The 11,138-nt window shown below is 59.2% G+C and carries 12 protein-coding genes and 2 pseudogenes; 9 read left to right on the top strand and 5 right to left on the bottom strand.

Annotation, left to right across the window (positions count from 1 at the left end; genetic code table 11):
- A pseudogene (locus tag IQ26_RS28490) lies at positions 1-589 on the top strand (cation:dicarboxylate symporter family transporter); the annotation flags it as partial.
- A gap of 319 nt (positions 590-908) precedes the next feature.
- Positions 909-1,613: a DsbA family protein gene (locus IQ26_RS28485; RefSeq protein ID WP_145721684.1), complete on the top strand. Its 705-nt coding sequence runs from the start codon at positions 909-911 to the stop codon at positions 1,611-1,613.
- Between the two features lie 347 nt (positions 1,614-1,960).
- On the opposite strand, the gene IQ26_RS28480 is transcribed toward IQ26_RS28485, so the two are convergent.
- Complete coding sequence (locus IQ26_RS28480; RefSeq protein WP_145721683.1) at positions 1,961-2,197, bottom strand: hypothetical protein; 237 nt, start codon at positions 2,195-2,197, stop codon at positions 1,961-1,963.
- A 3-nt stretch (positions 2,198-2,200) separates the two neighbouring features.
- Complete coding sequence (locus tag IQ26_RS28475) at positions 2,201-3,757, bottom strand: Fic family protein (protein WP_145721682.1); 1,557 nt, start codon at positions 3,755-3,757, stop codon at positions 2,201-2,203.
- A gap of 277 nt (positions 3,758-4,034) precedes the next feature.
- Between IQ26_RS28475 and IQ26_RS28470 the strand changes: the two genes are divergently transcribed.
- Entirely contained in the window at positions 4,035-4,229 is a 195-nt protein-coding gene (locus IQ26_RS28470) for a hypothetical protein (protein ID WP_145721681.1), read from the top strand.
- Between the two features lie 150 nt (positions 4,230-4,379).
- On the opposite strand, the pseudogene IQ26_RS28465 reads toward IQ26_RS28470, so the two are convergent.
- A pseudogene (locus IQ26_RS28465) lies at positions 4,380-4,466 on the bottom strand (LysR family transcriptional regulator); the annotation flags it as partial.
- 216 nt (positions 4,467-4,682) lie between these two features.
- Here IQ26_RS28465 and glmS point away from each other — a divergent pair.
- Both glmS and IQ26_RS28455 read left to right on the top strand, forming a co-directional pair.
- A complete protein-coding gene (gene glmS / locus IQ26_RS28460; protein ID WP_145721680.1) occupies positions 4,683-6,506 on the top strand; it encodes a glutamine--fructose-6-phosphate transaminase (isomerizing) in 1,824 nt (607 codons plus the stop codon).
- Between the two features lie 83 nt (positions 6,507-6,589).
- On the top strand, positions 6,590-6,877 hold the full coding sequence (locus IQ26_RS28455; protein ID WP_145721679.1) for a hypothetical protein: 288 nt from the start codon (positions 6,590-6,592) through the stop codon (positions 6,875-6,877).
- 35 nt (positions 6,878-6,912) lie between these two features.
- Here the strand turns inward: IQ26_RS28455 and IQ26_RS28450 are convergent, their stop codons facing one another.
- On the bottom strand, positions 6,913-7,167 hold the full coding sequence (locus IQ26_RS28450) for a helix-turn-helix domain-containing protein (protein WP_145721678.1): 255 nt from the start codon (positions 7,165-7,167) through the stop codon (positions 6,913-6,915).
- 419 nt (positions 7,168-7,586) lie between these two features.
- On the opposite strand from IQ26_RS28450, the gene IQ26_RS40630 reads away from it, so the two are divergent.
- Positions 7,587-7,838 (top strand): DUF6074 family protein, encoded by a 252-nt coding sequence (locus IQ26_RS40630; RefSeq protein WP_145721677.1) that lies wholly within the window; start codon positions 7,587-7,589, stop codon positions 7,836-7,838.
- A 456-nt stretch (positions 7,839-8,294) separates the two neighbouring features.
- Here IQ26_RS40630 and IQ26_RS28440 read toward each other — a convergent pair whose 3' ends face one another.
- On the bottom strand, positions 8,295-8,684 hold the full coding sequence (locus IQ26_RS28440) for a hypothetical protein (RefSeq protein ID WP_145721676.1): 390 nt from the start codon (positions 8,682-8,684) through the stop codon (positions 8,295-8,297).
- Positions 8,685-9,236: 552 nt separating this feature from the next.
- Between IQ26_RS28440 and queC the strand changes: the two genes are divergently transcribed.
- Genes queC through queE form a run of 3 tightly spaced genes read left to right on the top strand, consistent with a single transcriptional unit; the run spans position 9,237 to position 11,022 of the window.
- Entirely contained in the window at positions 9,237-9,935 is a 699-nt protein-coding gene (gene queC, locus IQ26_RS28435) for a 7-cyano-7-deazaguanine synthase QueC (RefSeq protein WP_145721675.1), read from the top strand.
- Positions 9,935-10,291 (top strand): 6-carboxytetrahydropterin synthase QueD, encoded by a 357-nt coding sequence (gene queD / locus IQ26_RS28430; RefSeq protein ID WP_145721674.1) that lies wholly within the window; start codon positions 9,935-9,937, stop codon positions 10,289-10,291. The genes queC and queD overlap by 1 nt, the downstream gene beginning before the upstream one ends.
- Complete coding sequence (gene queE / locus IQ26_RS28425; RefSeq protein WP_145721673.1) at positions 10,288-11,022, top strand: 7-carboxy-7-deazaguanine synthase QueE; 735 nt, start codon at positions 10,288-10,290, stop codon at positions 11,020-11,022. Before queD ends, queE begins: the two co-directional genes overlap by 4 nt.
- Positions 11,023-11,138 lie beyond the last annotated feature (116 nt).

Raw genomic sequence — 11,138 nt, 5'->3', positions numbered from 1 at the left:
GGCCTTCACGACCGGCAAATATGGCATCGGGTCGATCGTCAACCTCGCAATGCTGGTCGGGACGTTCTATTTCACCGCCTTCCTCTTCGTGTTCGGCGTTCTCGGCGCGGTCTGCCGTTACAACGGCTTCTCGATCTTTTCTCTCATTCGCTACATCAAGGAGGAGCTGCTGCTTGTCCTGGCAACGTCCTCCTCGGAGGCCGCGCTGCCCTCGCTCATGGAGAAGATGGAGAAGGCCGGTGCCAAGCGTTCGGTCGTGGGGCTCGTCATCCCGACCGGATATTCCTTCAATCTGGACGGCACCAATATCTACATGACGCTGGCGGCCCTCTTCATCGCCCAGGCGACGAACACCGATTTATCGATCGGCGGTCGGATCCTGCTGCTTCTTGTCGGCATGCTCCCTTCGAAGGGAGCAACTCGCATTACCGGTGAAGGCTTCGTCACTTTGGCTGCAACGCTCTTTATAGTCCCGACCGCCCCGGCCGCCGGCATGACGCTGATCCTTGGCGTCGACCAATTCATGTCGGAGTACCGCGCGCTGACGACTTTCGTCGGCAACGCGGTGTCATCGCTGGTCATGGCCCGGTCGAGCCGGATGAAGGACGATTGGCTGAGGCCCTCACCAGCAGACCTTCTGCGTTTCGGCGATCGAGGGTCAAGTCTCCGGGCGGGGCGAACGGCGCTCGCGGCGGGCCAGCTCGCTCGAACGCTGCTCAGCTATTCGGGTCGGATCATTGGCGCGAAGCCGTCATAGAGGAACCGCCTGGTGGTACCGGCATCTACGAGCTCCAGCAACTTCCCGTACTGCGGGAGCTGCTGGGAAAACGATCAAAAGCGATGACCCACTTTTGCGCCAAAAGGCCCCGTTGCTGCCTTGCCGTTCACTGCTAATTGGAGCCCGACCCATGTCTAAGTCAACTGCCGGCCTTGTCGCCGCGATCGCTGTTCTAGTCCTCGTTCTGCTTTTTTCCGGGCTGGTGCAGCATTCAGAAATCGTCGAAGAGGTGCACCGTCAACGCCAACTCGCGGCGGAATTGCGGATACTCATTCCGGAGCGGCGCTACGCACTCCTTAACGACCCCGCTGCGCCGATCGCCGGCAATCCGGAAGGCGACGTCGCTCTGGTCGCGTTCTTCGACTACAACTGCCTGCCTTGCCGAGAGGCAGCCCTCAACTTCCAGCAGGCCCTTAAGGACGATGCCAATGTGAAGCTTGTGTTTAAAGAGTTCCCGGTTCTGGGACCGGCTTCCGAATTCGCCGCGAAGGCGGCACTCGCCTCCCGCAAACAGGGAAAGTATGAGGTGTTCCACCTCGCCCTTATGGGTTTTTCCGGCCTGATCTACGAAAGGACCACTTTGACCATTGCGGGACTTGTGGGCCTCGACGTTGAGCAGCTCAGGCGGGACATGGAAGACCCGGCGATCGCAGACGCCATCGCGCGCAATCGCGAGCTCGCCAACGATCTGTACATCACCGGCACGCCGGCGTTGGTGGTCGGCGACGAAGTGATCCCCGGGGTGGTCGAGTTTGCCAGGCTGCAACGCTACATCGCCGATGCGCGAGCAAAGGCTAACGATCGGCTTTCCACATCTGCAAAATTGGCATTTTGACCGCATTGGCGCCGGTGCAATCTCACCTTGCGTGCTGCCTCTCGTGCTCGGCTATCTCTCATATACGGTCGGCAACGCTGTAGTCGGCGGACCATACCGTGCTGTTGGCAGCCGGCTTTCCATACCAGCCAGCGCATAAGTGCCTGTTCGAATCGCGGTGAGATGGCACCGATTTCAGCGGACCGGCTGAGCTGCCAAACTTGAATGAATCGATCTCAATGTGCAGGCCGGGCGTTGATGCGCGACAACGACCTTGAACCGAGCTCGGAAGGATGCATGCAACCGGCTCCTCCCGCGCCGATATTTGCATCAGGTCTTGCCAGCGGCCATTCTAGTGCGCGGCGGCGCTAAGGCAGGGGCGTACGGGCGCCTGTGCGCGGTGCCGGCGCCGGCCGTGTGCTTGCTCGCGCTTCGCCGACTTCCGGCAGCGGCGCGTCGTCATCAAGTCCCGTGTCGTCAAGCTGGATGGAAAGGGTCTTCAGGGCGCGCGTCGCCTGGAGGATCTTGGCACAAAGCTCGATTGGGTGGCAGTCGATCACCACAATTCCGGCCATCCCCACTGCCACCTCAACATGCGCAGTCATCGCTTAACTGGCCGGGAGCATCGCGGTCGTCTCCCCTGACATACCTTGACGTGTCAACTCCCCGAGAAAGCGACTGAACGGAACAATGTCATGATGAACGCTGGCCCGCTCGAGGGCCGCCATATAGTCGGCGCGGCGTTGCACGGGAATGACGGTCCAAGGATAACTGCCGGCCGCCATCATGACGTTCATCAAAAACCGCCCCATGCGACCGTTCCCATCCATATAGGGATGGATGTATACGAAGATAAAGTGGCCGAGGACGACGCGCACAGCCGGATGCTCTTCTGCTTCGAGCATCTCAAAAAAGACCGGCATCGCATCCCGCACGGCATTGGGCGTTATAGGCACATGCATGGAATTGCGGATGAACACGCGCTCGCTGCGATAGCCCGCCAGATCGCTGGGCTTGACGATACCGGCGGCAACGCTGGGGGCGAATAGTTGGCGGTACCACCCTCCATGATCCTCATCGACGACGCGGCCAGGGTTTTCATTCGCCATGACAGACGCCACGCTGCGTTTTACCGCTTCGAAGGCTTGGTAGTAGCCGCGCGCCGCGAGCGCATCGCGATGCTCGCCGTCTTGCGGATTCATATCCGGATTCCAGGTGCCGCTTCGCACTCGATCGATCAGCTCGGGGCTGACCCGATAGCCTTCAATTGAAAGCGAGTGATAAGCGTCGGTCACATAGACGTCATCAACGCGCCGGAGGTAGGCACCGGCGTCATTTGGGCGTCCGGGCGCCGCCGGAAAATTCTCGATGACGGCGCCGCGCATCTCCTGCCACATCAGCCTGATCCGTCCGGCATAGGGTGACGTCTCGCGGCGCGGCAGCGAAAACTCCAGCCGTGTATCGAACGGATCGGTTTCGCGAACCGTGTAACCGGCGGCCTGCATGCTGCGGACAATGTCATCTGCGATCCGCTCGCGGCCGATGTTACGGAATGCGCCCGCGAGCCGGCCGGCTATTGTGCTGTGACCTCCTTCGAGAAGTCGCGAGAGAATTTCCGATGCATCCGAGAACATCGCCAACGCTGTCCGCGCGTCGGTCGGTTTTTGCGCGAAGAAAGTGGGTGAGGCTTCAATGAGCGCCGCCGGTAAGGCGTAGAGGCGAAGACCGTCTGTTTCGGCAATGTCGCGGGCAGTCGGCATGCTGGCCCGCATGTCGAAGACCGACGTGCCGTGCAGAAGAGCAGTGGGCTTATTGCCTCCGGCGGGGGATCGCACCAGCAATTGTCCCGGGACGGTGCGATTGCCTGCATGAAAGGACAAGGAGGGCTCAGGCGCAATACACCAATCTTTGCCGAAGCGATCGGTCAAATAGTTGGCGCAAAAATCCCAAAACGAGGCGTACCAGTCAGTGGTCTCGCCCTGGCGCTGATTGGGATTGGCCGGAATATACCAGCCTTTCATGACTTCTTGCAGGAAGCCGCTTTTGAGGAGCCGTTCGCGATGGGTGCGTGATAGGTCACTCGAACGGATGGCGACGATCCGCTGATCCTGCAGTTCCTTCAGCGCGGCGAGCGACTTGGCCAATTTCTCATGGGGCGGTGCCATTTACACGGTCCTTAGGTTATTGTGTTGCAGGCTTAGTAGGTTTATGCGCTGCGCTCCTATTAGGAAATTGAGTTGCGCGCTGATTAGGCTATTATGTTGCGCTACTGTTAGGGTATTGTGCAATAGGCTACGGTCGCTGGACGTGTCGCCTGCGCCACCGAACGCCGCTGATCTCGGTTTCGGCCATGCCGACGAACAGCGCATTGATAGCTGCCATCGCGGGCTAAGCTCTACCGGCGAAAGCCAGCTTGTCAAAGAGCGGCAGGCAATCAGGACCTTGATCGGCGGCGACGTCGATCATGATCAAGGTGACGAGCACGACAATTATGCCGAGGCGCCGACGATGCCAATGATGATGATGATGACGCCGATCATGCTGATGCTGTCGCTGATGCTGGATGCTGCCTACAGTCTTGTGATCATGCCGATCACCGCGTTGATCATGATTGCCTCTCGACAGCCGTCACGATGACAACCAAGAGCGAAACGCCATAGCGATGGTGACGTGATTCAGAAGTGAACGGGTAATCTCTCTGCCGCTCACTTGCCTGCCTCAACGATCTGCCGACGCGAGTGGATTAGGGAAACTCAGGGAAGGACTGCGTCGGCGGTTGCGTGGGGAGGTGCGTAGCCGCGCGATGGCCGCGCTCATGGCCGGCTGACTGAGGTTGATGCTTCGTGCCGCGGCTGTGAGCTTACGATAGGTCATGAGAAAGTCGAGCCCAACGAGGAGACTTAGATCAGATCAGGGCCCTCAAACGCGTCTTATTCTATCCATGGGGTGGATGGTAGCTATCCTTACAATCAATTGTACCAATATTACCGAATACTACTACAAGATCCTGAATGAAAGCGGGCCGGGTGGGTGTCCGTCCTCGTGATTACTGCGTGGGCTGAAGCTGCCGGGAAGAATTCGGAGACAAAGATGTGCGGGATTGTTGGCATCGTTGGGCAACAGCCGGTGTCGGACCGGTTGGTCGACGCGTTGAAGCGTCTGGAATATCGCGGCTATGATTCAGCCGGCGTTGCGACGATCACCGAGGGCGCCTTGCACCGCCGGCGCGCCGAGGGCAAGCTCGTCAATCTCGAGACGAGACTGAAGGAAGAGCCGCTGAGCGGCAACATCGGCATCGGCCACACGCGTTGGGCAACCCATGGGGCATCGACGGAACGCAATGCGCACCCGCACTTTACCGACGGTGTCGCCGTCGTCCATAACGGCATCATCGAGAATTTCACCGAGCTGAAGGACGAATTGGCGGCGGCGGGAGCCGAGTTCCAGACTGACACCGACACCGAGGTCGTCGCGCATCTCTTGGCAAGACACCGCCGGGACGGCATGAGGCGGCGTGAGGCGATGCGTGCGATGCTGAAACGCGTCAGGGGCGCCTATGCGCTTGCCATCCTCTTCGAGGATGATCCGTCGACCATCATGGCGGCGCGCAATGGACCACCGCTGGCGATCGGCCACGGCGACGGCGAGATGTTCCTGGGCTCCGACGCGATCGCGCTTGCTCCCTTCACCAATGAAATCACCTATCTCATCGACGGCGACTGGGCCGTTATCGGCAATTCGGGTGCCCATATCTTCGATTTCGACGGCCATCCTGTCGAACGTCCGCGCCAGACTTCCACGGCCGCGGCCGATCTGGCCAACAAGGGCAACCATCGCCACTTCATGGAGAAGGAAATTTACGAGCAGCCCGAGGTCATCGCCCATGCGCTCGGTCACTATATCAACATGATAGAGAATCGCGCCGATATGGTTTCTGGCATCGATTTCGCCAGGATCCCGAGCTTGGCGATCTCTGCCTGCGGAACCGCCTATCTTGCCGGACTGATCGGAAAATACTGGTTCGAGCGCTATGCGCGCCTGACGGTTGAAATCGACGTTGCGTCCGAATTCCGTTACCGCGAGATCCCGTTGTCGCCGCAGTCGGCGGCTCTTTTCATTTCGCAGTCCGGCGAAACCGCCGATACGCTCGCATCGCTGAGGTACTGCAAGGAGCTTGGGCTGAAAATTGGCGCCATCGTCAATGCCTGCGAATCGACCATCGCTCGGGAGGCCGATGCGGTCTTCCCGATCCTTGCGGGACCGGAGATCGGCGTCGCCTCCACCAAGGCTTTCACCTGCCAGCTTGCCGTTCTTGCCGCACTCGCCATCGGCGCCGCCAAGGCCCGCGGAACCGTAACCGAAGACGAGGTGCAGGCGCTCGTCAGGAGCCTCGCCGAAGTGCCGCGCGTCATGGGCAAGGTACTCAACAGCATCCAGCCGGAGATCGAGTTCCTGTCGCGCGAACTGTCAAAGTGTCGTGACGTCCTGTACCTCGGCCGTGGCACCAGTTTCCCACTGGCGATGGAAGGTGCGCTAAAGCTCAAGGAGATTTCCTACATCCACGCCGAGGGCTATGCGGCGGGTGAATTGAAGCACGGTCCGATCGCATTGATTGACGAGAACATGCCAGTGATCGTCATCGCGCCACATGATCGCTTTTTCGACAAGACCGTCTCCAACATGCAGGAAGTGGCTGCCCGTGGAGGGCGGATTATCCTCATCACCGATGAAAAAGGGGCAGCCGCATCGAAACTCGACACCATGCACACGATCGTGCTGCCGACCGTCGACGAGATTATCTCGCCGATGATTTTCTCACTGCCGATACAGCTTCTTGCCTACCGCACGGCGCTCTTCATGGGCACAGATGTCGACCAGCCGCGCAATCTCGCAAAATCGGTCACCGTCGAATGATTGTGACGCTTTTATAGGTGGCGATGCTCGTCCATCCGAAAGCGCCAACACCTGTCTAGAGCCGAAGCTCGGATGAAATCCAGATGACCATCATTGGTCGCTGCAATTTCGGGAAACTCGCGGTCGCCGTATCCATGACAATCGCCATCCTTTTTTCGGCAGGTCGGGCGATTGCGCAGGGCAGCCGGATCGAGCTTGCTCAAGCCGACGTCAGCACAGAAGCCCGCGGCCCTTTCGGCTGTATCCTCGGCCGGCCATCTCTGGCAACGAACCAAGATGTCGGCAGCACCCTCCAACATCGCATCGATATGGTCGGAAGTGAACGGTACAATGCTTCGACTATCAGTCGCAAACTCCACATCACAAGGTAGCGGATCTTCCACTCACTTGCAGATTATCCCACTGATCACGCGGCGTCCGATATGTCCAACTCTGCCTCAAGAATTCCCACAGGTAGAGACAGCGATCTCGCGATCCGATCCCGATAGCCCTTGTTATACCTTAGACCCGACTCGATGTTCTGGATTTCCTCAGCGGCTAGCCCGCACGCCACCGCCAGGTCCTCGATCGAATATCCAAGGTGCTCACGATAAGCGCGGATGATGTGGGTCCCCTCTGACATAGCCGTCAAGACTGGCTCGGGAATGCGCGAATCCTTCATAGACACCTCCAAGAAGAGCAGGAGCGCCTGATAAATCGGGAGATTTCCTCCCGACCTGGCGCACCCAGCAAATCAAAAAAATGGACGTCGATTCGACCGGATCGGTCTCATCCATGGAATGGGCCAGCTGAAATTAGCAGCCGAGCGGAATATGGCGGTTCACCTGGTTCTGATCAAGTCCAAGAACCTGCCTGCCTGAGATGGCCTGATCGGCTCCCCGCGACTCATCCTCGCCGATGGCTTTTCTTGAACAGCAACTCGAACTCCCCACCGCCGCGTCCAGTGGCTATTCGCGGCACCGTCCACCGAGCCCAGGGAATGCTTTATTCCATTGCTGACCACTGTCAAAAAAAGCGCTGTTAACGAAATTTTTTAGCCCGCCAGTGCTTATTCGCGAGACTGATTGGGTGAGGTGATCGATGTGTGATTCAAACATAAGCGCGTTTCCGCTGCATCGGCGGCGGAAATTGGTCGAAGGTATCGCCCGGGTCCTGGAATCCAAGAACGGGGAGGACGCGAACGCCTTCTGGCGCAGCACCGCCAAGACAATTCTCGTCCAACTGTCCGAGTCAGGAATTGCACCCGGGCTTGCCGAACGGGAAGTCGGAACGCTTCTTCATGCTGTCTTAGGTGATATAGCCACCCGCAGTACTGCGAAACTTGCACGATAGAATCGGCTCGCGACAAAGGATAATCGACGGCGAGCTCGTGCTGGTCGCAAGGCGACACTGACTGGAGCATCAAGTTGGCCGGCGAGAGCGGCCCACCACACTAGGCACGATCGGCCGACACGGCCGGCATAGCGCACCGCATTTACAAGAGCACAGCGGGCGCCCGGACGCTGCTGGGTTGACTATGGATGTCGGAACCGCGCAAAAGGGGGGAGGCTCGCGTCTTCAAATACGCGATGCATTTGCGCTTTGCGTAACCTCCGTGAAGGGTTGCTCGACCAGGCAGAGACCTTGCTCTAAACGATCGCGCATCGATGCAACGCGTACGATTGGTCGCCATTATCGCCGCCATTGCTTTGCCGCGATCGCCGGAGCCGTTTTCGAGCACGACAATCATGCCGGCGATGTCGGCACCGATGCGGATGCAAAAATCCACAGATGCATTCTAGCCAAATGCTAGCTGCCCAGCATATGTCCGGCATTTCGCAAGGCCCCTAAGAAGAGACTGGCGGGGCCGTTGGGATCGATCTTGGCCTGCATCGACAGGGGCATGCTGTGCCAGTCCTCCAAGGGCGCAATGAAATGTGAGAAAGTACCATTGACGATGCAATGGTGGGTAACAAGGCCCTGTCTGTCCAACGCCAGCACGCCGGTCTGGTCGCCCTGATATCGGATGGCTGCGACCCGCTGGACCTCCGCATCACCGTCGACCCGCACGTCGAAAAGCAGGATACCGCGGCTCCTGGTGGCTATCTCCGCGGCCTTTTCAGTGAAGCTTAGGGAGAGCGAGCGGACGCTTTCGACCGCCATCTGGAAAATCATCAAATCCAGTTCATCCACTGCCATAAGGTAACTGCGCGCAACACGGGGGTGATTGCAATCGACGCACACGGCTTGTTCACAGATGTCGGGTCACGACCAATCCTGAAGCGGAATGCGCGGGATCTACGGGACCTGAAGAGCCGGCCAGCCAAGTTGCCGCGACAATTGATGTCGTGATCATCCAGACGTCTGCATTTCGGCATGGCTGCGAAAAACACCCCACCTGGCAAATCCGTTCTTGGCGACAAGCCCATCCTCGGACCGTCTTGTACATGAAACCCTCGCGGTGGCTCCTTGGGACCGCCGGGCGCTTGATCGAAGCGTCGAGAACCTTGTTCCCGAAGATCCGGACCTCTTCAGAGCATATTCTGGTACGCTCGCCTTTGAACATCCACTGAAGCGTTTCGCTAGTCCGTGTTCCTTGCAGGCTCACCGCCTGAGGGCGCCTTGCACACGGCGGCACGTCAGCGCATGAAACTCGTCCCCCGTTCACTTCACAAAATGGATTTCCTGAAGTACTGGGAGCGCAGAGAAATCTCCGGTCGCAGCCTACCCGGTTAAAACAAGGACCCAATGATGAAGACTCTCGTCGTCTGCTCCGGCGGATTGGACTCCGTTACTCTTGCTCACAAGGTGGCAGCGGAGTACGAGCTCGCCGGCCTCCTATCTCTCGATTACGACCAACGGCACCGGAAGGAATTGGGCTTCGCCGCCCTTTGCGCTGAGCGTCTGAACGTCCCGCATCGCATCATCGACATCCGCGAAATCGGTCACGGCCTTTCCGGCTCCGCGCTGACAGACAGTGTGGATGTGCCGGACGGGCACTACGCCGAAGACACGATGAAGGTGACGGTGGTGCCGAACCGGAACGCCATCATATTGGCCACCGCCTTCGGCTTCGCCGCAGCGCACCAGGCCGAAGCGGTCGCGACGGCCGTGCATGGTGGGGATCATTTCATCTATCCGGACTGCCGGCCAGCCTTCATCGACGCTTTCCAGATGATGCAAGACCGCGCGCTGGACGGCTACGCGAAGATTCGCCTTTATGCGCCCTACGTGAATCTCACGAAGGCGGACATTGTTAGGGATGGAGCAACATACGGCACGCCATTTGCGGAGACCTGGTCCTGCTACAAGGGCGGCGAGTGTCACTGTGGACGGTGCGGGACCTGCGTCGAGCGGCGCGAGGCGTTTCATCTCTCTGGGCACCCGGACCCCACCGATTACGAGGACTCCGACTTCTGGCTCCACGCGCTGCGGAGGAGAAGCGCGTAATGTTCCGCATCACCAAGGAATTCCATTTCTCGGCCTCGCATCAGCTCACGTCCTTGCCGCCCGACCACCAGTGTGCGCGCCTGCACGGGCATAACTACATCGTCGAAGTGGAGCTTTCGGCGAAGGAACTGAACGAGCACGGCTTCGTGCGCGACTATCGTGATTTGGCGCCGCTCAAACGCTATATCGACGAGAGCTTCGACCATCGACATCTCAACGACGTGCTGGGACATGAGCAAGTCACGGCGGAATACCTGGCCAGACATTTTTATGAATGGTGCAAGGCACGCCTGCCTGAAACCTCGGCCGTGCGGGTGAGCGAAACACCGAAAACCTGGGCGGAGTACCGGCCATGACCGATACGCATCCCGCAATTCGCGTGAGCGAGATTTTCGGGCCGACGATCCAGGGCGAGGGCGTGCTCATCGGTTTGCCGACTGTCTTCATCAGAACCGGCGGGTGTGACTATCGCTGTTCCTGGTGCGACAGCCTCCATGCGGTGGACAATCAATTCCGCCATGAATGGGAGATGATGTCCATCGGCGCGGTGTGGCAAAACGTGGTTGCGCTTTCCGGTGGGCGCCCGGTGATGGTGTCGCTGTCAGGCGGCAATCCGGCCATTCAGCCGTTTCGTGCGCTCATCGAGCGAGGCCATGGTGAAGGTTACCGTTTTGCGCTGGAGACCCAAGGTTCGGTGGTCAGGGACTGGTTTGGCGACCTTGACGTGCTGGTCCTCAGCCCAAAGCCGCCGTCAAGCGAAATGAGGACCGATTGGGCCGCTCTCGAGGCGTGCGTCGATGCGGCGCAGGAGAAGCCGCAAATCGTGCTCAAGCTCGTTGTTTTCGACGAGAGTGACTACGTCTACGCGAAAGACGCCGCCGCGCGATTTCCGCGCCTTCCGGTCTATCTGCAACCCGGCAATCACACGCCGCCACGTCCTGGCAACGAAGACGCGTCTGTCGACCTGGACGGAATAATGAAACGCATGGAGTGGCTGGTTGAAAAGGTGACCCGTGACAGGTGGTTCGAAGCCCGCGTGCTGCCGCAGCTGCACGTTCTGCTCTGGGGCAACAAGAGGGCCGTCTAGCCTGCGCCTGCTTTGTACTCGAACTGCGCCTGCGGATCTTCGGTTGGCCCACATTTGACGGCGCTGCCGGGGTACTTGCGGACTTCTGGTACCGGCACCGAGAGCGTGGCCAGCCG

It is taken from the genome of Mesorhizobium tianshanense (assembly GCF_007830515.1).
In the GTDB taxonomy this organism is placed as follows: Bacteria; Pseudomonadota; Alphaproteobacteria; order Rhizobiales; family Rhizobiaceae; genus Mesorhizobium; species Mesorhizobium tianshanense.
The sequence above is the reverse complement of the archived record's forward strand: the minus strand, read 5'-3'. Positions and strand labels throughout refer to the sequence as shown.